We start from the raw sequence: 19,491 nt of genomic DNA, 5'->3' as shown, positions 1-19,491 counted from the left end.
TACTCCCTCCACCTTATTCACTCTTTTTAATTCAAAGCAAGATTTAATTTAGTAATATAAACTCTTCCTTATAGAGGTTAAAAGCAAAAACTTCTCCTGTTTCAATTGCGTAATACCAACCAACGATATTTACCTCATTCTTATTGTACTTGTCCTCAATATAAGGGTAGGTTAATAAATAGTCCGTCCACCGGATTGCAAAAATTCCCTTTATATGAATTTGAGGGTTTGTTAACAGACAAACCCTCATTTACACAAGTATTAACAGCCATCTTTACCCTTACTTAAAAACAATATTCCTATCTGCGGGGTTATTTTTCGAGGCAGGAAATATCATCGAACCAATAACTAGACATACGAAGCTGGCCAATAATCCAATATATAACGGATCGATACCTTTAGGGTAAATCAATTTCCAAGCTAAACATGCAACAGGGCCCAGAACAAGGGCGATTAAACCCGCCTTAGAGCTTACCTTGTCTTTGAAGAAAATAGCTCCTAAAAGAGGAATGCATACCGTACAACCTCTCAACCCCATTGACAGGAAGGACCACTGTAAGATTAGGGATTTTAAGTTTCCGGTCACAAATACTAGGTTCAAGGCAGCAACAACTACAAGAAGACCTCTGGAAACAAACAGAACAGTCCGGTCACTCGCCTGGGGAGCAATAAAGCGCTTGTAGACATCCTTCGTCAGCATCGTACTGATTCCAAGAACCAAACCCGCTCCAGTGCCGATTACAGCAATTAAAAGAGTTCCCAAAACGATACCACTAAACCATGAAGGCAGATAATTGATGACAAACGTCGGTAAAGCCTCTGCCGCGCTCATTTTAGGGAAATTCATTTTCATATATAAACCTACTAGTATACCCGCAATTCCTGTAGGAGGAATTAGTATTGCAGAGATTAGAGCACCACGACGGGCAGTTGCTGCATCTTTAGCGGCAAATAATGCTCCGAAATATGTTTGGGTGGAGATAACGCCAACAAGTAAGGAGAAACCAGCAGCAAAGTCGATTTCAAAACCGCGGCCAAATAGGCTAAACGTTGGGAAAGCCGGAAAATGACTTGTTATGCCTGCAATTCCTCCTGCTTGAGAATAGGCCAAAACACCTACAACAATTAGGGACGAATAGAGAAGCAAAAGTTTAGCAATTCCTGTCATGCCTGAACCTGCGTTTCCACCAAAAAATACATAAAGTACAACTAAGATAATAGAAATTAGCGAACCAGTTATTAGATTAAGCCCAAACATAGAAGCTAATAAGGCATTGGCTGCTAGAATTTGTGCAACAACATTAAGAAAAATTCCTATGGAACTAAAAACCGTAGTTATTGGTCCGGAATTCGGGCCATATGTTGAGACTAAAAATTGAGGAATAGTTTCTTTGCCCGATTCTCTCAGAGGCTTTGCCAGAAAAAGGCCTAACGCTAAACAACCTATCCCTGCACCCAGAGTAAACCACCATGCTGACACCCCAACTTGAAAGGCAAGCTGGGCAGTGCCAACGGTTGATGATCCGCCTACAAGAGTTCCCATAATTATACCAGCAACAAGTGGCGCTGAAGCCCTTCCTCCCCCAGCGAAATCCTCTGCACTCTTTACACGGGTACCTGAATATACACCTACGCCTATGACAAAAACCACTGCCAAGATAATGAAGATAATGTGAACTGTTGTGAGATGCATAATGTGTTCCTCCTGCCTTCTCAAAATTCACCATTGACAGATAATATTAGGCTTTACGCTTACTTTTACGCCCAAGGAACAAGCGATCAGGATCTACTAACGTACGTAAAATCCGGAGTTCCTCAAATGTAGGAGACTTCATTTCTTTAGCATTTTCAATGTTAAGGGACCAACCTGTATTTTCCTTAATTAATTCAGGGCTGACACCTGGATAATACATATCCAGCTCTAAGATTCCGCTCTCTTGATTTGGACGCAGCATTCCCAAGTCACTAATTACTACTAAATTCCCGCCGCGAAACAGCCCGTAGTCAAAGCGATTTTCCCCTTTGGGGCCACGCATTCCACAGGGCGACGTCAAATATTCCACTTTTTCTACCATTCGGCGCTTTTCGTGAACCATGGAAACAATAACTTTGTCTGCTAAGGAAGCAATGTTGTTGGCTCCGCCGCTGCCTGTTAAACGAGTTGACGGTCCATGTCCGTTTTCCGATACTCCCGCAGGCAAATATCCACCAACAGCACTAGAGTTTAAGTTTCCATACATGTCACACTCGGCGGCTCCAAGCAACCCCAAGGTACAATAACCACGACAGGCAATTGTTCCAAAGGCATCAGCTACAGTTGATAATACAGATGCTTGATAAGCGGCCCGTGGATCGGCAACTGAAATCGGCAAATGTTTGATCGTCGGCCCCACTGTTCCCGCCTCAAGGATCATTGTCATATCCGGTGCATCTGTATGTTGAGCTAACATAGCAGAAAGCAATGGGAGCCCAGTTCCTACGAAAACAAACGCCCCGTTGGGAATTTCCCGTTTAGTCGCCACCGCGAGTAACTCCATTAGAGTAAACTCTTCTGCTTTTAGCCCTGTTCGGTCAAGATAATCCTGATAAACTTGATCTGCCGTCATTTCGATACACCTCCTTTACTTAAATCGTTCAATTGTGGGATTGTAGTGATATACTGGGTCCGTTCTCAAGGAAAAAAGCTTATCCATACCTACGACGCCTAAGAGATAATCCCATTCATCTTTAGTTGAACCGACTGTTTCCAACCAGTAAGCTTTAACTTCATCCTTTGATTTATGATTAACTTCCTTAACGTAATTTTTGAACCAACTGTAATCATAATCATAATAATTTGGAACTGCAGAAGGATAACATCCAAAAGGTGCTTCTACAATGGCATGAACAGCATGTGCTGCAATCTGGTTTTTCTCAGGACAATGACGCAGTTCTTCAGGGGAACAGATCCGTTCGCATTCGACAATTAGGATACGGCCGCAGAGGGATTGATCAATGTCGGGCCCAATAAGCCCCTCGAAACGTACCGTCCCATCCAAAGCAACGCGTTGAGCATGAACTACGCAGACCTCCGGCAATATTGGCGGAACAAGAGCAACCTTAACTCCGGGTTTTCCCGTATATTTAACAGATGTCACCTTTCCCTTTCGGTAGACATTTGTCCGATTTCCGCACGTATCCTCTCCAGTTCTAAACTTATGAGGTCTTAAGCCCCAACCGTCGAAGGGATCATCCATCATGGAATATTTATGAGGAGGAATACCGGGATGAATCCATTCGCCCTGATCATTTTTTCCTCTTAATCCTGCCTTACCGAATACATCATAGGTAACAAGGTCGCTCCCAATATCACCTAAGCAAGGCATAAAGGGAAGTCCATACCGACCGGCTATCGTTCGCAGGGCAAAACTCCAATTTGTATAATCCTCGAGAAGTTCTATTTCCCCTTCCTCAATAGCTTTTCGCATGCCATAGGCTACGGGCATCCCGCCTTCCAATCCTAAATAAGTACTTTCCAGCCACTTTACCAAACCTGCACCTGCAAGCATCTCTTCGCACAATGTTCCGCCATTCATTGTTAAATAAAGGTTCCCGACTCTTTGCCGGACAATTTCACGCGCAATAGCCATTGGCCGGCGAAGTATGGTAAAGCCACCAAAAGCGATATGTGTTCCTGGTGGTATAAATCTCTGAACAGCTTCTTTAGCTGACATCACTTTTGACATTAAATCAGACAATACGGTCACCTCCTTGAATCAGTTAACCCCTAGCCAAAGTTCTAATCTTTCGATACAATCCTCTTGTTCAAATAAATCAAGACCTGAAGTCAGAACGTCAATCGCACCATTTTGATGAATATAAACTGGCGGCACTTTAGAATCTGAAGGAATTAAGCGCAGAGTATGCTTACCAATCAGGTCAACATTCCCCCACTGCCTGAGACGCTGTTCAAGCAATATCAGCAACGGCATATTTTCCCAATATAAGTTAAGCATTGTTTACTCTCCTTTCCAGTTCATTTACTGTGAACCATTCCCGCGTAATTGTTGACGTTCTTCCTGAAATTGTTTTAACACATGTTCCATGGACACCAGAAAGTTTTCTAAGACTCGATACTTTAAATCCCAGTCCTTTTGAAGAGCCTCTTTATGAGCTTTGCTTAGTTGACTTAAGACTACTTTACTTGCCTCTGCCGATTTTATAATTTGCTCTAAGTTTTCTTGAACTTCTTCTAAACCGTTGATGAGAGAATTATCACACCAAACTCTTTGCATGATTTGTTGAAAATGGCTAACTAACTTCTGATTAACTTCTAAGGTATCTTGCATTGGATTCACCTCCGATCACAAAATCTGTGTTCCATAAAATAAAAGTACGAATCTTGCGCCTGTTTACCCTATTCTAAATTTTCTGAATTACATAGACGCTATGCCTCTTACCCTCCACATACTTAATACAAATTAATGCTTATGCATCTCGAACATAGATTGATTATTAAAACAGGAACATTTTCTATTTATCTCGATTAATGCCTAAATGCATAAGCTAAATGCATTCAGGCATTAATTCAGTTAAGTATTTCCCGAGATTATCATCCATAATGAGCTCTGCCTAAACTAAGATCTTCAGCCAAAAACTCCTCAGACAAACCGTCGGGAAAATTTACGATCAACCCTCCTCTTTCGCTGATATCGATAGCTAAACCATGTCGGAGTCCATCTCCGCTATTGATGCTGACTTCACGTCCTAAAGTAACATTGTAGGCTTTCCATTTCGGCTTTAGAAATGAGTGCCCTCTCTTAAGAAAAAGCGCATAATATTCGTTCCAAAGCATAATAAACACTTCGAGTAACCTAAGACGAGAAACTTTATGTCCAACTTCTAACTTTAGTGAGGTACTTGTTTCTCTGCAATCAGGGGGAAGTTGATCCCGAGTCTGGTTTACATTAATTCCAACGCCCATGACTACGTATGATAGCTCGTTATTAGAGAAACAGCTTTGAGCGAGAATTCCACAAACCTTTTTTCCTCCGATGACAATATCATTAGGCCATTTTATATCTGCTTGACATCCTGTTATCTTGCGAATTGTTTCCGCTGCCACAACCCCGCAAAGAAGCGTCAGCTGCGGAACTAGCTTAAGGCTGATTTCAGGTTTAAATATCATGGACATTAAGATTCCTCGCCCGGCTGGACATTCCCACTTTCGTTTCATCCTTCCCATTCCCGAGGTCTGCATACTGCTCAAAACAATTGTGCCCTCAATAATTCCTGAACGGGCTAAAGATTGTGCAACTCTGTTGGTAGAGGATACTTTTCGATATAGGAATAGATCCTTTTCGAATACTTTAATATGTTTGTGTGGTAAAGCAGTTTCGTTCCTAACATTGGCGGCCATGTTTAACACCCTGATCACCCTTTTTACAATAAATTGTTTAATCAACTCGAGTGAGAAACCTTATCCTTTGATAACTCTCGGTGTTAACATCTGATGGGCAGCGCAAATGGAAACTGGGTTCTGATAATAGGACCCTACGAAAGCTATGCAGTATTTGCGCAAATTCTCTAAGTCCACAATTTCATCAACATAGCCCTTTTTAGCGCAATATGCGGGTCTGGATTTATCGTAGTAATCTTTAATCATATCATTCATTTTATGAATGGTTGGTTCTAAAGGCTTGCTCTCATCGTTGTCTTTGACCAAACGTCTCGCATAGGAAGCAGCTGCGGCTGTTTCTCCGTGCATAACATAAACTTCCGTAGCCGCAGTTCCTAACGTGAAAACATTATTATTATTGGCCTGAGGTCCCCCAAGTACGTAGTGGGCAGCAGCTGTTCCTTTACGCAAAATAATACTCATCATGGGAAGATCGGACTGTTCTATAGAATAGATCAAGGACATTCCCAGTCCTAACATTTCTGCCTTTTCAGCGGTGTCACCAACGTCAATACCGGTGGTATCCTGCACCCAGATCATCGGAATTCTATCTCGGCCGCAAAGAGTCACGAACTCGTTCATTTTAATGAGCCCTTCGCGATATAATTTTCCGCCGATTCCTTGATAATCTGCATATCTTGGATAACCTTTCCCTAAAATCCCCTGATTATTGGCGACAAATCCGCATAAGTAACCATCAATTTTAACTAATCCGCAATATACCTCCGGACCATAATCTGGTCTAAATTCCATATGTTCACTATTGTCAAAAAGCCTGGCCAAGACTTCATGCATCGGATAAACTCTTTTCTGGTTAAAGGGTATTAAACTATAAAGATCCTCTGCAGGAAATTTAGGTTCAGCCGGATCAGCCACTCTGAAAAAGTCTTTGGCATAAGCCGGGAGATCCATCATGTATTTCTTAATTCGATCCAAAACTTCTTCTTCCGTATCACAAACATCTCTCATGAAACCTGTTCCATTATGATGAATTTCCACTCTGCCAGGAGGTGTGGCTTTAAACATACGCGTTTGTTCGATCAAACTCTCTGCTGCCTCTTCATCGACATATCCTTTAGGATTCATGCCGCCAACAATGCCGCCTCCGCCAACGGCCATATTAGCGTTCTTATGGGCAATTAAAATTGTCGGACTTATCGAATGATAGCCGCCGCCGGCAGGATTTGTACCGTATATACCTACTATTATGGGTATGCCAAGCTTTTGTAGTTCGGCGTGCCGAAAGAAAGGAGTACCGCTCCCTCTTCTGTTAGCGTAAAGCTCTTCTTGTTCCATTAATTTAGCGCCGCTGCAGTTGAGTACCCAAACCAAAGGCAAGTGCAGCCGCTTAGCTATATCAGTTACCCGCAGAACATTATCGGCCTGTCCGGCAAGCCATGCACCCGCCATTACTTTATTATTTGAAGCAATGATAACTGCCCATTTACCAGAAATTTTTCCCAAACCGTCAATAACTCCGGTATTTTTCTCCTCATTATTGGCCGGATCATAAATTGTATGCAGTGGACACCAAGTCCCTGGATCAACTAAGTAGTCAATGCGCTGCCAGGCTGACAATTCCCCTTTTTTGTTCAAAGCCTCCGTCGCTTTGCCTGAATTCTTAACCCTTTCGACTTCTTTAGCAATTTCAGCTTCTATGGTTTTAAGCTCTTCTGCATTTTGCTCTATTCTGCGTGACAGCCCCTTACCAAGAGCGGGCATTTCTTTAAAATACGGATGCATTGAATATTCGTAGTCTCCCATTATTAACCCTCCTCAACAAACAATTAAATTTTGAATATTCAATTATCTATTTGCCTGGTAACCAAGTTCAATTTTGGAGATAATCTGCATGTGGATATTGGAGGTTCCCTCTAAAGTTTCGAATTGTTTGGCATCGCGAAGCCACCTGCCGCAAGGATATTCTGTCGAATAACCATAGGAACCATAAAGTTTCATAGCCATATTTGCAGCGTGAACAGCTGCATTGCAACCGAATAGTTTAGCCAATGAAGTTGCTTGTTGACTCGGCAGTTTATTCTCTTTAAGCCAAGCGGCCCGATAAACAAGGTATTTGGCTGCTTCATCTTCAAGTTTCATTTCAGCTATTTGCTGCTGTATCATTTGGAATTGACCAATTTGTTTACCAAACTGAGTACGCTCATTGGCATATTGAACCGCACCCTCCAAACACGCTGCCGAAAGTGCCGCTGCACCGGTTGCGCAGCCCATCCGAGTATTATTCAGCATCCACATGCATATTTGAAAACCTTTATTTTTAGGCCCCAAGAGATTTTCCTTAGGAACCACAGCATTCTCGAAGACGAGTTCTGACGTCGGGGCCGGCCACATGCCGACTTTTTTCGTAATCGGAATTCGGGTCACGCCTGGGGTATTATTATAATCCACGATTAAACAGGAAAGGCCCTTTGCTCCTGCATCTTTTTCAGTAACGAGATAGAGAAGTCCCACATCACAAGTATGGCCTCCTGATATCCACATTTTGGAACCGTTAATTAAAAAATGGTCACCCTTATCTTCGGCAAAGGTCTTCATACTAGCTACGTCAGAACCCGTATTGGCTTCAGTCATCGCAAAACTTCCGACATAATTCCCACTTACCAATCCAGGGATATACTTTCTTTTTTGTTCTTCAGTGCCATATTCATTGATCGTCATCGCCGGTCCCCAGCAGTTGCCGCTGATACTTAGTCTCCAGGAAGTATGAACTTTTGCTATTTCATATAACGCCGTAACAGCTTCCATCCAACCCATGCCATTTCCGCCGTATTCCTCAGGAATGCTCCAGCCTAACAAGCCCAACTCGCCCATTTTAGTTAAGATCTCTCGCCGATAATAATGATTCTCTTCGTCTTCTTCAACGTTAGGAACTATTTCTTTTTCAGCAAAATCTCGGGCCATTTCTTGAACCATTCGTTGTTCTTCTGTTAAGCCAAAATCCATAGAACTCTCCCCTCTCTTTAAGACAACTTTTTCAAACATTTTGCCTGCCCTCAATTAAAAGATTGAGGGCTAGTTTGTCTTTTACTCGATAATTGCCAAAGTATCCCCCTCTTGCACACGGTCCCCAACTTTGACATTAACCTCTTTTACTGTACCTGCATCACCGTATACGGGATTCTCCATTTTCATAGCCTCAATGATGAATAATTCATCGTCCTCCGTAATCTGCTGACCCACCTTTATATAGACCTCAAGAATTTTACCTGCAATTGGGCTATCTAAATTTGCCATTTCAATCCCCCCCCAAAAAATACTCAACTTCGAATTATGCAAATAATGTGCCATGCTATTCAAGATCAGCAAATTACATACTTTACCATAGTTCCTTGGCATAGAACTTGCTTATTTGCCTATTAAGACCGAATCCAAATTCAAAATTCACTTTAGCTCTTGTTCAAAGTCTCGATTGTTTTTCGATAAAGGGGGAATGAATTTTTAATTAATATTTCTTAAGTAGCTGAACGTTTGAAGTTGGGAATCATTACTTTATTTAAAAAGGAGAAAAACTATGGAAATATTGACGATGATTAAGGCGATGGGGCAAGGTACGGGTCTCGCAAATTTTACTCCGGCCCATATCATCATGTTGTTTTTTGGCATGTTATTTATATGGTTCGGCATTGTCAAAAAATATGAGCCCTTTCTGTTAGTTCCTCTGGGAGTAGGATGTATCCTGGTAAACATTCCCGGGACGGGTTTAATGGGGCCTGGAGGACTTTTACATTTTAATTACCAAGGAATAACGAATGTCATTTATCCACCCTTAATATTTTTAGGAGTCGGAGCGATGACGGACTTTGGGCCTTTGATAGCAAATCCAAGCACAATTATCCTTGGAGCTGCTGCCCATCTTGGTATTTTCATTGCCTTAATCGGTGCTAAGCTTCTAGGCTTCAGTATTGCTGAATCCAGCGCTATTGGGATCATCGGCGGAGCAGACGGACCGATGGCTATCTATGTAGCTACTAAACTGGCCCCCCATTTGCTTGGTCAGATTGCGGTTGCCGCATACTCCTATATGGCGCTGCTTCCGCTAATTCAACCGCCTATTATGAAAGCATTGATTCCCATGGAAGAAAGAAAAATAGCCATGGAAAAAATGAGACCTGTGTCCAGACGCGAAAAAATAATTTTTCCCATTATGATGATCATGATTGTTTTAGTTTTATTACCGCCTATTGCGCCCTTAATTTCATGTTTAATGTTAGGTAATTTGATACGAGAATCTGGTGTTATGGATAGGGTATCTGCTACCATTGGAGGGGTATTTTTAGATATCATTACGGTATTTATTGCCGTAGCAATTGGCTCAACAATGAGTGCCGAGAACTTCGTTAACCTCCAAACTTTAAAAATTGTAACCTTGGGACTCATTGCTTTCTGTTCAGGTTCAGCAAGCGGAATTCTCTGGGCAAGGCTTATGTGTAAAATAAGCAAGGGGAAAATAAATCCCTTAATCGGCTCTGCAGGCATTGCAGCTGTACCTATGGCTGCTCGGGTATCTCATAATGTTGGAATAAAATATAATAAACGCAATTACCTAATCATGCATGCAATGGGACCAAATCTGGCAGGTGTTTTGGGAACAGCAGTGGCAGGCGGAATTATGCTGACTTTATTGGGGGTGTTTTAAGTGTCAATCATTCCAGATACTTTTTCGGGAGCTCTCGTATTAAGCGTTTTTGATTTTGTTGCTTGCTTCTTTGTCCTTTGGGGGATTAGTTTTTTTATAAAAGGTTTAGGTTTTATTAACAGCAAATTTCCCGAATCTCCAGAAGGTAATAAAAAAAGCTAGGAGATCCCTGCAACGTTCAAAATTACATTCGAATTTGGAGCAACCCCTTTCAGCGATAAAGCAAATGCAGCATAATGGTATTAAAATTAAGATATCAAGGGGGGCTTACTGAACTATGGTAAGAATTGCGGATCTAGAAAGCGGTAACTATTGGAATCACATGGGCATGAGAACGGTTGAGAATAACGCCGGAGAAATTGAAGTCATGATTGAGATAACTGATAATTTAAAGCAGTTTTATGGAAATGTTCACGGCGGAGTCATTGCTTCGTTGCTGGATTCTTCTATTGCAGTTGCAGTAAACCAACAATTAGATACCGGCGAAGGTGCTTCCACCGTTGAAATGAAAATAAACTATTTGCGCCCTGCCAATAAAGGAAGCCTTCGAGCTCAAGGCAAAGTAATCCAAAAAGGAAGAAATTTAATTGTTGGACAAGGTGAAATCAAGGATGATGCTGGCCATTTAATAGCCTTCGGCACAGCAACATTTATGGTTACTTATCTCTAACACATAATATTTTATTTGCTCATTTACCTTACTAAAATAATTATCAAAGAGGGTGTTGGAAAACTTCTGAAAAAGCAGTTTTCCAACACCCTCTTCTGCATTTAAGAACTTATAATGCATAAGTGCATTTATAATAAATCCAACTTATCCAAATAATATGAATATTGCCTTAACGCCCTATAATGCTCAAATGCATTAAAAAATGCACTAGAGCATTACTCCAATATACCAATACCTAATCGTTGAAGCTTACGTACAACCGTAGATTGATTAACACCTAATAATCTTCCTAAATCATAGGTATTTCGCGTCTGCCTCAAAGCTAAACCGAGAATTTGACGTTCCATTTCACTGCTTGCTTTTTTAAGGGGGATAATTGAATTAACTTGGATAGCCGGCTTATCATCCGATTGTTCTTGCATCAGCTGACTAATGGTTACTATAGGTTCAGGACAAGTTACGATTAATTGTTCAACCGTATTTTGGAGCTGACGAACATTGCCGGGCCATTGTTCGTTTAAAAACCATTGCAGGACTTCAGGAGCAAAGTCTTTATCCAGTCCATACTTTTTGCATACTCGTTCACGGAAGGTATGAACAAGAGGCAAAATATCCTCAGATCGTTCACGGAGTGAAGGAATAGTAAGAGGAACAACATGAAGTCTAAAAAACAAATCATCTCGAAATAATCCCTCTTTAACCATCTCAGAGATATCTCTATGAGTTGCTGAGAGGAAACGAACATCTATTTTCCGTACTTTTGTGCCCCCAACCCGCACAAATTCTCGTTCCTGAATAACGCGCAACAGTTTGCTTTGCAGAATTAACGGAAGATCGCCGATTTCATCCAATAACAAAGTTCCTTGATTGGCTAATTCGAAAAGGCCCGGTTTCCCTTCCTTTCTAGATCCTGTAAACGCACCGCCATCGTAGCCAAAAAGTTCCGACTCCAGCAGGTTCTCGGGAATCGCGGCACAGTTCACTTGAATAAATGGCCCAGAAGCACGTTTACTGTTTTTATGTATAAACTTTGCGATAACCTCTTTACCTACCCCAGATTCCCCTTTGATAAATACAGATGAATCTACGGATGCCACTCGCTTAGCCAAATCAAGTACCATCAGCATTTTAGGAGAATTAGCTATGATATCCCCTCCTTTACGCAGAGAATCCAATTCCTGACGATATTTATGCGAAAGCTCCCTGGTTGTGTTTAATTCATCACGCAATTCATGCAGCAAGCTTAGATCTCTTAAATTAAAAATTACCCGCTGCAAGGTACCGTCTTCCTTAAAAACGGGATTTCCCGTAATTAGAAGATGCCGATCCTTTATCTCTTTAGTAACAGCCTTACGCCCATGGAGAATACATTTCCAAAGCGAGGGTCTCTGTAACTGCAGCACATTATCAATAAAACACTGGAGAATATGCTGCTCATCTAAATTACAAAGCTTGTAAGCTGCCGAATTTGCACGCAAAACTCGGCCAGCTTCATCAGTTACCAATATTCCGTCAAATGATGAATTAAGAACAGTGTTTAATTCGTCATTAAGCGCATTAAGAACTTTAAGTTCTTGTGAAGCACTCTCTATTTCTGATATATCTTGAAAGACGCCTACGGCACCGACAACTTTGCCATCTTCGATGATCGGTGTACGATTGCTCACATAGGCTCTATTAAACGCCTCAATTCGAAAATCAAACTGCGGCAATCCTGTCCCGACAACGTCTAAAAGTCCTGTGGGAATAATCATATCTGCCAAATACTTTCCTAAAGCATCATGCTGTTTGCGCCAGGTAAATTTTTCGGCGGCTTTATTAAAGGCTGTAATTTTACCAGTTTGATCAATAGCGACAATACCGCTGGTCACAGAATTGGAGACGGCCTCAAATGTCTTAACCCAGAGTTCCTTTTCTCGAAAAAGTGTCATCCCAACTACTTCGCGTTCTACCATCCCAACCAAAAGACCTTGGTTAAACACGGGTAATATCTCCAATCCCCCATGCCATACTTTTTGCAAGTTATCTCGCAAATAAATCTTGGGGAAATCTGTTTTCATAAAATCAGCAGCACTAAGACTGGGGTTAGATATTATTTGGGGATTTATCAGCTGATGACGTTCAACGATTCCAAGAACTTTTTCGTGTAATGTAACTAGTAATCCTGCAACATTTGCATCAAATAATTTCGTTACAACTTCTGTAAGTGTTTGCTCGGGTTGAATACATATTGGGGCAATCATAAGATTTTCAACCTTCATATCGAATAACACCTCTTACAATCGAGCTTCCTAAACATTCCCTAAAAATTTCTTACTTCCTTCTCCATTTATATTAAATATTTTAATATAAATAATATTCTGCATATTTTGAGCGCAGAGGCCCAATTCTTCCATGAAGTCAGCCAGACATAGAAAATAGGAACGTCAGACACAGCCTTCGGGCGCACTAACGTTCCTATTTTGCACTTCAACATGAACAAATGATAACTGATAAATACTTAATGAATATCCACGTTTTTCAGATTACATTCTCGTGTTAAATAATGATACAGATCAGCCCGCCGTTGCCATCATTAACAATCCGCTGTAATGTGTCTTGCAGTTTATGCTGGGCATTTTCCGGCATCTTGTAAAGTTTATTTTGGATTCCTTCCCGGACTAAATCATGCAGTGATTTGCCGAAGATATTGGAACTCCAAACCTTTTTAGGATCGCTTTCAAATTCATCGAGAATGTATTTTACCAATTCCTCTGCTTGTTTTTCAGTACCAATCAAAGGGGTGATTTCAGTCGTGACATCTGCCCTGATGATATGAAGGGAAGGAGCACTTGCTTTGAGCTTGATGCCATAATGTCCTCCTTGCTTAACAAGTTCGGGTTCTTCCAAGAACATTTCTTCTAATTGGGGAGTTACAACACCATAGCCATTGACCCGAACTTCTTCGATGGCGACGGACATTTTGTCCCATTCCCTCTTAGCTTTGCTGTAATCCTGAACAATACGCAGTAAGGAGTGATCTCCTTCGATTTCTAACCCTGTAAGCTCCTGTAAGACTGATTTAAAGAGACCCTCGACAGCTGTTATTTCAATATTGGCTACACCTGTACCCAGGTTCATTTCCTTTAAAAGAACATCTTGAGCATACTCACATTCTGTTAAGGCATCCAAAGCTTGATCAATATCCCGTAAACGACGAACGCCTTCAATAGCTTTGCGGACAGTATCTTCAAAAGCCGCCCGCACCGGATGGGTGCTTTCAAGTTCTTCAACCCATTTCGGCAGATCGATGTTAACCTCAGCCACCGGGAACTCATAAAGTACTTCTTCGAGAATTTGGGTGATATCTTCTTGGGTCATATCCAAGCAGTTCACTGCGAGAACCGGAATGCTGTATTTTTCTTCCAGATCGCGACATAATTCCATGGTGTTGTCCGCATAGGGACGGGTCGTATTCAGAAGTACAACAAAGGGTTTTCCAAGCTGACGAAGCTCGTATATGACTCTCTCCTCTGCGTCTAAGTATGCCTCCCGAGGAAGATCGGTGATAGAACCATCGGTTGTAATGACAACCCCAATGGTCGCATGGTCAGTAATAACTTTGCGAGTGCCTAATTCCGCTGCCTCTTGGAAAGACATGGGTTCATCGCTCCAAGAGGTCTTCATCATACGTGGTTCTTCTCCATCTTCGGCCTCATAACCTATAGCACCCTCAACACCGTAGCCCACACAATCCACTAAACGCACATTCATATGGATAGAGTCTTTGACGACGATTTCCACGGATTCCGAGGGAATAAACTTCGGTTCTGTCGTCGTAATCATTCGACCTGTCCCGCTTTGAGGAAGCTCATCTTTAGCCCGTTCCCGCTCAAAGGCATCTTGAATGTTGGGTAGGACCAGGAGGTCCATGAAACGTTTGATGAAGGTGGACTTACCTGTGCGGACTGGCCCGACGACACCGAGGTAAATATCGCCCCCCGTACGTTCTGCGATATCCCTAAAAATGTCTAGTTTTTCCATTAGAAATTTCCCTCCCTTTTGAGTGCTGTCCCAAAAATTGGGGAAGGGCCTCCACCTTATCTCCCCTTCCACCTCCCTGTAACTCGTGGATACCCGATGACTGGACTAGCACATTAAGCAATATAATTATATTGGGGTTTTTCCGAAAATATGACAGTAGAAAAAAGGGGTTGCGTAAAAACTTAACTCTAAAAATCCAAATTGGGTGCAAATAACCAAAGGCGTTCTCGCTTCACTAGTATATAGTGGAGTGAGAACGCCTCTATTCAATGATCAGGCAAGCAAAATTGGGAACTCAATGAGGGTGCCAACAAGTTTTGGTACAGCTCCTTAACTAAATTGTTTCGCTTACTTAAACCAACTCATTTCTACGACTTCCTCAAGTTCATGCCTTTTCCCGCGCATCATCAAATCAGTAACGGCAATCTGGGGATCAGCGCCTTCGAACAAGACCTTGTAGGCTTGTTGGGTAATCGGCATGGAAATATTCTTTTCCAGACTGAGTTGATAGGCTACTCGAGTATTTCTAACCCCCTCAACAACCATACCTACGTCATGAAGAACAGTATCCAGGGGCTTTCCCTGTCCAAGAGCAACGCCCGCACGCCGGTTGCGGCTATGTTGACTCGTACACGTCACAATCAGGTCACCAACACCGGACAACCCGGCAAAGGTAAGAGGATGACCGCCCATGGCCACTCCCAAACGGGCAATTTCTGCCAGTCCTCGGGTCATCAAAGCAGCCTTTGTGTTATCACCAAAACCCAGCCCTTCGGCAATTCCCGTACATAAGGCAATGACGTTTTTTAACGCTCCCCCGAGTTCCACACCAATTACATCGGGGTTGGTATATACTCTGAATTTTGGGGTCATCATTAAATCCTGAACTTTTTCAGCGATATCAACATCAGAAGCCACCACCACAGTTGTCGGAATATCTCTGCCAACTTCTTCCGCATGACTAGGGCCTGATAAAACGGCAATAGCTTGACCGGTCAGTTCTTGTTTCAATACTTCCGAAAGACGATTATGTGTTTCTTCTTCCAATCCCTTCGCCGTATTAACCACAATTCCGCCCGGTCTTAAGTTAGGTTTTATAAACCGAGCAGCCTCGCGAATATTGTGGGAGGGGACGCTCAAAATCACGAGATCAGCGTTCAGTTCTGTAACATCTGTGGTGGGCGTGAGTCCTGAAGGTAAGACAACTCCCGGCAAATAGCGCACATTTTCACGGAGCTTGCTCATTTGTGCCATTTCATCAGCCTTCCGGCCAATCAATGAGACTTGATGCCCCGCTTTGCTCAAGAGAACAGCCAAGGCGCTTCCCCAGCTCCCAGCTCCATAAACCGCCACTTTCGACATTAAGCTACCTCCTAATTCGATGTTAGATATTCGATATTCGAGGTTCGATTAGTACGTTCCTACCTGGTCTCAGGTCTTCTTTTTCCCAAACTTATTTTCAGTCCCGTGCAGAAGCCGTTTGATATTCGAGCGATGAAGAACTATCACAATCGAAGCCCCGACTAAACCAAAAATCCGATAAGCCAGGGGCTCCTGAAAGAGGAACACAGATATGGCCACTGTAAGAGCCGCAACAATCGATCCCAAGGAAACATAGCGTGTTGCCCAAACAACGAGAATAAACAACCCGACAGCCAGCAGCATAACCTTGGGCATTAGGACCGTGATAATTCCAAACCCTGCCGCTACCCCTTTACCGCTCGGTCGAAAAGCAAAAAAAGGATTCCAGCTATGGCCGGCCATAGCCAATAATCCTCCTGCAATGCCGCCCCAGGCACCAAAAGCCCAATAACCCAGAGCTGCCGCTAAAGCTCCTTTCATAAAATCACCGAACAGCACAGCAATCCCTAATTTTACGCCTAAGAGGCGAAAGGCATTGGTGGTACCAACATTCCCGCTGCCATGCCGCCGGACGTCAATTCCTTTAAGGAGACCTGCGAAATAGGCAAAAGGAATTGCTCCAAGAAAATACGCTAAGATAAATATCAAGTAGCGTAACATCACTTACTCCTTCTCTTCATCTTTTTGGCGCACAACAATTCGGATCGGTGTTCCTTCAAATCCGAAATGTTTCCGCATCTGATTCTCTAAATAGCGCTTATAGGAAAAATGCATCAATTCCGGGTCATTGACAAAGAAAACAAACGTAGGAGGTTTTACACTTGCCTGTGTAAGATAAAGCACCTTTAATCTCCGCCCTTTATCCGTTGGGGGGGGATTAAGATGAAGCCATTCGCGCACCAAGGTGTTTAAGGTTGCTGTTGCCACTCGCGTAGAATTCTGCTCGGTTACAAAATCAACGAGCTCTAATATTTTATGCACACGCTGCCCGGTTTTTGCAGAAATGAACATCGTAGGCGCATATTGCAAAAAGCCCAATTCTTCGCGAATCATCTTTTCGAATTTGTTAATGGTCTTCTCGTCTTTTTCCACAAGGTCCCACTTATTGACCACGATAACGATAGCCTTACCGGCATCATGGGCATATCCCGCTATTTTTTTATCTTGTTCTGTAACCCCTTCTGTGGCATCAAGCAGCATAAGGATCACATCGGAACGGTCAACTGCATGTAAGGAACGCACAACGCTGTATTGTTCTGTTAGTTCCTCGATACGGCCTTTGCGGCGCATACCGGCAGTATCAATGAGAATATAATGTTTTCCTTCATACTCAAAAGGGGTATCGATAGCATCTCGGGTCGTTCCGGGAATGTTGCTGACTATGACTCGTTCTTTTCCCAGCATATTATTGACTAAAGACGATTTACCCACATTAGGTCGTCCAATAACAGAAATCCGTATAACATCGGGGTCATAATCCTCCTCAGGATTTTTCGGCAAATTGGAAACAACCATATCCAACAGGTCTCCCATGTTCATGCCATGTACCGCTGAAACAGGAATCGGTTCCCCAAGCCCCAGGGCCAGAAAGTCGTAGAGTTGCCCCTCAGCCTTTTCAAAGTTTTCAACTTTATTTGCTGCCAACAACACCGGTTTCCCTGAGCGCCGCAGAGTACGCGCAATCAAATCGTCATCAGGCGTGGGCGCCAATTGGGCATCCACAACAAAAATCACCACATCAGCCTCTTCCACAGCAATCTCTGCTTGTCTGCGCATCTGTGAAGCAATAGGCGTACCTTCAGCTCTAAACTCGATGCCTCCAGTATCAATTAAGGCAAATTTGCGGCCCAACCACTCAGCATCCCGATAGAGACGATCTCTCGTTACTCCAGGTTTATTTTCGACAATTGCCACAAGCCCTCCGGCTATACGATTAAAAAGAGTCGATTTGCCAACATTAGGACGTCCGACAATTGCTACCACTGGCTTACTCAAACTGTTTTCCCCCCCAAGCTATATCCAACGACCTGTTCTAAAAACGCTGTTCCCTGATTTTCAACAATTTTAGCCCGGCCGTTAACTTTTTCTTCTAACCATTGAATACTGTAATCATCGAGAAAGATCGGTTCATCCGCTTTCAGCATAACCTGGGGAATAAGAAAGTCGTCTCCCCCCAAATCACCCAGTTGAAGGGCAATATCTTGAGCAGTCAGTAAACCGGCTACTGTCACCGAGGTTCCGAAAAAGTCATTGCGAATGGCATGAACAGTTATCGTCAAGCCCCTCACGTGGTCCATTAATTTCCGGGACCATTTTTCAAAAAGTCCCTGGGCCGAAGTTCCGGTGACAAGATGCACATGTCTTTGCGAAATCGAATCTGGCAAATGGGGCCACCCTATTTCCAGTTCTGAAATAAACGTTCGAGCCATACCTACTCCGTTTTCTAACTGGGGAAAATCATCATAAACTGAAGTTTCAGGAAACTCCCGGTCTGCTAAAACATAAAACTCATCGGCAAAATAAACCAAATGCTGTCCTGTTCGCTGATAAAAATCCTGCTGCCACAGTTCAGCCTGATCCAATAAATGAGCCGCTTCTGCGGGAGTAAATCCACGCAGGGGCGTCAAACGTTCCCGATAGCGGGTTAATCCCACGGGAACAACGGCGATCGACTGTATGGACGGATAATGTTCTCCCAGCTTCATAATTGTCTCCGTCAGCACCTCTCCATCGTTGTGCTCAGGAACTAAGACAATTTGGGCATGAATAGCAATGCCTGCCTTCGTTAGACGTTGAATCTGCTGAGGAAGTTTCCCGGCCTGTGGATTCTTCATTAGCTTGACACGTACTTCCGGATTCCAAGCATGAATCGAAATATAGAGCGGGCTAAGATGAAAGTCAATAATCCTCTTGATTTCTTCATCACTCAAATTCGAAAGAGTAATGAAACTCCCCTGAGTCATGGAAAGCCGATAATCATCATCTTTATCATAAAGTGTAGCCCGCATCCCCTGTGGCATTTGAGCTACAAAGCAAAAGGTACAATTATTACAACAGAGTTTCGTTCCTTCTGAGCTAATGGTTTCAACGTCTATACCTAAAAATTCCCCCGGACCCTTTTCGATTTCCAATTCCCATTCTTCGCCATTACCTTTTTCAATAAGTAACGTAAATTCCTCTTCAGAAATGCCATACTGAAAATCGATAACATCTCTCAATTCTTCACCATTTACAGCCAGAACCCGATCTCCGACCTGAATCTCCATTTCTTCTGCAATACTGCCTGGGCTAACCCCCGCAATCACCAGACCTTTAACCAAACGTTCCATCCTCCTAAGCAAT

General features: G+C 42.8%; 18 protein-coding genes. 3 read left to right on the top strand and 15 right to left on the bottom strand.

What is annotated here, in order from left to right:
* Positions 1-280: 280 nt before the first annotated feature.
* The 9 genes from B5Y67_RS11740 to B5Y67_RS11700 all read right to left on the bottom strand — a co-directional run bounded on the left by B5Y67_RS11740 (position 281) and on the right by B5Y67_RS11700 (position 8,692).
* On the bottom strand, positions 281-1,693 hold the full coding sequence (locus tag B5Y67_RS11740) for a sodium:solute symporter family protein (RefSeq protein WP_088226620.1): 1,413 nt from the start codon (positions 1,691-1,693) through the stop codon (positions 281-283).
* A gap of 46 nt (positions 1,694-1,739) precedes the next feature.
* Positions 1,740-2,606, bottom strand: a complete 867-nt coding sequence (locus tag B5Y67_RS11735; RefSeq protein WP_088226619.1) for a CoA-transferase — start codon at positions 2,604-2,606, stop codon at positions 1,740-1,742.
* 15 nt (positions 2,607-2,621) lie between these two features.
* The gene (locus tag B5Y67_RS11730; protein WP_088226618.1) at positions 2,622-3,737 is read right to left on the bottom strand and encodes a CoA-transferase; all 1,116 of its coding nucleotides are present in this window, start codon (positions 3,735-3,737) and stop codon (positions 2,622-2,624) included.
* Positions 3,738-3,755: 18 nt separating this feature from the next.
* Complete coding sequence (locus B5Y67_RS11725) at positions 3,756-3,995, bottom strand: hypothetical protein (RefSeq protein WP_088226617.1); 240 nt, start codon at positions 3,993-3,995, stop codon at positions 3,756-3,758.
* Between the two features lie 24 nt (positions 3,996-4,019).
* The gene (locus tag B5Y67_RS11720; RefSeq protein ID WP_088226616.1) at positions 4,020-4,328 is read right to left on the bottom strand and encodes a hypothetical protein; all 309 of its coding nucleotides are present in this window, start codon (positions 4,326-4,328) and stop codon (positions 4,020-4,022) included.
* 263 nt (positions 4,329-4,591) lie between these two features.
* Positions 4,592-5,398 (bottom strand): biotin--[acetyl-CoA-carboxylase] ligase, encoded by an 807-nt coding sequence (locus B5Y67_RS11715; protein ID WP_088226615.1) that lies wholly within the window; start codon positions 5,396-5,398, stop codon positions 4,592-4,594.
* A 60-nt stretch (positions 5,399-5,458) separates the two neighbouring features.
* Positions 5,459-7,201, bottom strand: a complete 1,743-nt coding sequence (locus B5Y67_RS11710) for a carboxyl transferase domain-containing protein (RefSeq protein ID WP_207652415.1) — start codon at positions 7,199-7,201, stop codon at positions 5,459-5,461.
* Between the two features lie 42 nt (positions 7,202-7,243).
* Positions 7,244-8,401 carry an acyl-CoA dehydrogenase family protein gene (locus B5Y67_RS11705; RefSeq protein WP_088226772.1) on the bottom strand — a complete coding sequence of 386 codons (1,158 nt, stop codon included), beginning with the start codon at positions 8,399-8,401 and terminating at the stop codon, positions 7,244-7,246.
* An 81-nt stretch (positions 8,402-8,482) separates the two neighbouring features.
* Positions 8,483-8,692 (bottom strand): acetyl-CoA carboxylase biotin carboxyl carrier protein subunit, encoded by a 210-nt coding sequence (locus B5Y67_RS11700; RefSeq protein ID WP_088226614.1) that lies wholly within the window; start codon positions 8,690-8,692, stop codon positions 8,483-8,485.
* A 277-nt stretch (positions 8,693-8,969) separates the two neighbouring features.
* Here B5Y67_RS11700 and B5Y67_RS11695 point away from each other — a divergent pair, with 277 nt between their 5' ends.
* The 3 genes from B5Y67_RS11695 to B5Y67_RS11690 all read left to right on the top strand — a co-directional run bounded on the left by B5Y67_RS11695 (position 8,970) and on the right by B5Y67_RS11690 (position 10,764).
* Positions 8,970-10,094 carry a sodium ion-translocating decarboxylase subunit beta gene (locus tag B5Y67_RS11695; RefSeq protein ID WP_088226613.1) on the top strand — a complete coding sequence of 375 codons (1,125 nt, stop codon included), beginning with the start codon at positions 8,970-8,972 and terminating at the stop codon, positions 10,092-10,094.
* The gene (locus B5Y67_RS25335) at positions 10,095-10,256 is read left to right on the top strand and encodes a hypothetical protein (protein ID WP_170932674.1); all 162 of its coding nucleotides are present in this window, start codon (positions 10,095-10,097) and stop codon (positions 10,254-10,256) included.
* A gap of 115 nt (positions 10,257-10,371) precedes the next feature.
* A complete protein-coding gene (locus B5Y67_RS11690) occupies positions 10,372-10,764 on the top strand; it encodes a PaaI family thioesterase (RefSeq protein ID WP_088226612.1) in 393 nt (130 codons plus the stop codon).
* Between the two features lie 215 nt (positions 10,765-10,979).
* Here the strand turns inward: B5Y67_RS11690 and B5Y67_RS11685 are convergent, their stop codons facing one another.
* The 6 genes from B5Y67_RS11685 to B5Y67_RS11660 all read right to left on the bottom strand — a co-directional run bounded on the left by B5Y67_RS11685 (position 10,980) and on the right by B5Y67_RS11660 (position 19,469).
* Positions 10,980-13,025, bottom strand: coding sequence for a sigma 54-interacting transcriptional regulator (locus tag B5Y67_RS11685; RefSeq protein WP_088226611.1), 2,046 nt, complete (start codon positions 13,023-13,025; stop codon positions 10,980-10,982).
* 277 nt (positions 13,026-13,302) lie between these two features.
* Positions 13,303-14,787 carry a stage IV sporulation protein A gene (spoIVA, locus tag B5Y67_RS11680; protein WP_088226610.1) on the bottom strand — a complete coding sequence of 495 codons (1,485 nt, stop codon included), beginning with the start codon at positions 14,785-14,787 and terminating at the stop codon, positions 13,303-13,305.
* 348 nt (positions 14,788-15,135) lie between these two features.
* Positions 15,136-16,149, bottom strand: coding sequence for an NAD(P)H-dependent glycerol-3-phosphate dehydrogenase (locus B5Y67_RS11675; protein WP_088226609.1), 1,014 nt, complete (start codon positions 16,147-16,149; stop codon positions 15,136-15,138).
* Between the two features lie 69 nt (positions 16,150-16,218).
* A complete protein-coding gene (plsY, locus tag B5Y67_RS11670; protein ID WP_088226608.1) occupies positions 16,219-16,809 on the bottom strand; it encodes a glycerol-3-phosphate 1-O-acyltransferase PlsY in 591 nt (196 codons plus the stop codon).
* A 3-nt stretch (positions 16,810-16,812) separates the two neighbouring features.
* Positions 16,813-18,144 carry a ribosome biogenesis GTPase Der gene (gene der, locus B5Y67_RS11665; RefSeq protein WP_088226607.1) on the bottom strand — a complete coding sequence of 444 codons (1,332 nt, stop codon included), beginning with the start codon at positions 18,142-18,144 and terminating at the stop codon, positions 16,813-16,815.
* Positions 18,141-19,469, bottom strand: a complete 1,329-nt coding sequence (locus tag B5Y67_RS11660) for a DUF512 domain-containing protein (protein WP_170932686.1) — start codon at positions 19,467-19,469, stop codon at positions 18,141-18,143. Before B5Y67_RS11660 ends, der begins: the two co-directional genes overlap by 4 nt.
* Positions 19,470-19,491: the final 22 nt, after the last annotated feature.

It is taken from the genome of Desulfosporosinus sp. FKB (genome assembly GCF_002196705.1).
In the GTDB taxonomy this organism is placed as follows: domain Bacteria; phylum Bacillota; class Desulfitobacteriia; order Desulfitobacteriales; family Desulfitobacteriaceae; genus Desulfosporosinus.
The sequence above is the reverse complement of the archived record's forward strand: the minus strand, read 5'-3'. Positions and strand labels throughout refer to the sequence as shown.

Bases quoted from the DNA above. Each gene is read 5' to 3' on its own strand.
- B5Y67_RS11740 (WP_088226620.1), bottom strand. From the start codon at position 1,693: ATGCATCTCACAACAGTTCACATTATCTTCATTATCTTGGCAGTGGTT.
- B5Y67_RS11735 (WP_088226619.1), bottom strand. From the start codon at position 2,606: ATGACGGCAGATCAAGTTTATCAGGATTATCTTGACCGAACAGGGCTA.
- B5Y67_RS11725 (WP_088226617.1), bottom strand. From the start codon at position 3,995: ATGCTTAACTTATATTGGGAAAATATGCCGTTGCTGATATTGCTTGAA.
- B5Y67_RS11720 (WP_088226616.1), bottom strand. From the start codon at position 4,328: ATGCAAGATACCTTAGAAGTTAATCAGAAGTTAGTTAGCCATTTTCAA.
- B5Y67_RS11715 (WP_088226615.1), bottom strand. From the start codon at position 5,398: ATGGCCGCCAATGTTAGGAACGAAACTGCTTTACCACACAAACATATT.
- B5Y67_RS11710 (WP_207652415.1), bottom strand. From the start codon at position 7,201: ATGGGAGACTACGAATATTCAATGCATCCGTATTTTAAAGAAATGCCC.
- B5Y67_RS11705 (WP_088226772.1), bottom strand. From the start codon at position 8,401: ATGGATTTTGGCTTAACAGAAGAACAACGAATGGTTCAAGAAATGGCC.
- B5Y67_RS11700 (WP_088226614.1), bottom strand. From the start codon at position 8,692: ATGGCAAATTTAGATAGCCCAATTGCAGGTAAAATTCTTGAGGTCTAT.
- B5Y67_RS11695 (WP_088226613.1), top strand. From the start codon at position 8,970: ATGGAAATATTGACGATGATTAAGGCGATGGGGCAAGGTACGGGTCTC.
- B5Y67_RS11690 (WP_088226612.1), top strand. From the start codon at position 10,372: ATGGTAAGAATTGCGGATCTAGAAAGCGGTAACTATTGGAATCACATG.
- B5Y67_RS11685 (WP_088226611.1), bottom strand. From the start codon at position 13,025: ATGAAGGTTGAAAATCTTATGATTGCCCCAATATGTATTCAACCCGAG.
- spoIVA (WP_088226610.1), bottom strand. From the start codon at position 14,787: ATGGAAAAACTAGACATTTTTAGGGATATCGCAGAACGTACGGGGGGC.
- B5Y67_RS11675 (WP_088226609.1), bottom strand. From the start codon at position 16,149: ATGTCGAAAGTGGCGGTTTATGGAGCTGGGAGCTGGGGAAGCGCCTTG.
- plsY (WP_088226608.1), bottom strand. From the start codon at position 16,809: ATGTTACGCTACTTGATATTTATCTTAGCGTATTTTCTTGGAGCAATT.